The following is a 1,329-nucleotide window of genomic DNA, read 5'->3' as shown; positions in this document are numbered from 1 at the left end:
TGTCCAGCCGATAGATGGGTAACAGTTTGAACCGGATAGATAGGTAACAGTTTTCCCCCTTATGATGGGTTCGCGGCAGCGCCAAGCGGTTGGGTTGGCGCGGCGCTGCGGCGAACCAGTTTCCTGTGCTTGTGGTCGATGAAGCCGAGCGGATGGGCATGGAAGCGCACCGCCCATTGGCCGTTCTCAGTCTCTTCGATGGCAATCGGCTCGCCTGCCAGCGTGGCCGAGACGTAGATCTCTGCGCCCTGCCATTTGACGGCGCCGTTCTGGCGCACGCTGCGCACCGCCGCCTCGGCCGGATAGTCCGGCTCGGGGATCGTCTTAGGCATGGGACGGGTCGAGGGACGGTAATGCTGCGCCGGGGTGCCCATGCCAAGCGCCTCGTGCGGGCGCTCCTCATTGTAGCTGCGCCGGAAGGCCTCGAAAGCCTGAGCTTGAGCCGCCCTGTCGGCCTCCGGTGCCTTGGCCATCGGCAGCATGGTCAGGTGGAAGCGCTCATGGCGCCCGTTCTGCTGCGGCTTGCCCGGCTGGATGCGCTCAAGAGCGATGCCAAGCTTGATGAAGCGCGCCGCAAGCGGCGTCAGACCCGTGACGCCAGGCGATGCGAAGGGTGGGCCATTGTCGCTTCTGAACCGATCCGGCAGCCCATGCTCTTCAAACAGGCGCTCAAACACCGGCCAGGCCTCGGCGTCCGCCGTCGAACCCGTCGCTTCGAGCGCCAGAAGATAGCGGCACGCCCCATCCATCACCGTCAGCGGCTCGCAGCGCCACCCGTCGCCAGTCCGGAACCAGCCCTTGTGATCGCCCGTCCACAGCGCGTTCGGCCCCTCGGGCTCCGGCCATGGACCGTTGCCGGCCGCCTTCCAGCGCCTGCGCTTACGCCCCACAAGTCCATGCCGCTTCAGGATCTCACCGGCCGTCGAGACCGCAGGCCAACCGCAGCAGGGCTCCGCACGCTTCAGCCGGGCCATGATCTTCTTGGGCCCCCACAGCGGATGCGCTTCCTTCTCCGCCACGATCCGCTCCACCAGCTCCGCTGCCGTTGCCCGGCCGTGCTCGAGCGGCGCCCGCGGCAGATCATGCAGGCCTTCCGGCCCGAACTCCCGGTAGCGTCCAAGCCATTTGTACCCGGTCTTGCGCGAGATCTCGAAGGCAGTACACAGCTGCGTCATCGTCTCCTCGCCAGAAAGGCATTCCACAACAAACCGAAGCCGCTCATCCATGATGCCAGTCTCTCGCCAAACCATCGCCGGTCCTCCCGGCGGACAAGAAAACTGTCACCCATCTAATCAGTCCATTCTGTTACCTATCTATCCGGTTCGGACA

The 1,329-nt window shown here is 65.0% G+C and carries 1 protein-coding gene; it reads right to left on the bottom strand.

The annotated features are described in order from the left end of the window. Positions 1 to 59: 59 nt before the first annotated feature. On the bottom strand, positions 60 to 1,250 hold the full coding sequence (locus EN749_RS35860) for an integrase core domain-containing protein (RefSeq protein ID WP_128364946.1): 1,191 nt from the start codon (positions 1,248 to 1,250) through the stop codon (positions 60 to 62). Positions 1,251 to 1,329 lie beyond the last annotated feature (79 nt).

The sequence above is a fragment of the Mesorhizobium sp. M7A.F.Ca.ET.027.02.1.1 genome (assembly GCF_004022985.1).
Classification (GTDB): domain Bacteria; phylum Pseudomonadota; class Alphaproteobacteria; order Rhizobiales; family Rhizobiaceae; genus Mesorhizobium.
This window is presented reverse-complemented; position numbering and strand designations above follow the sequence as displayed.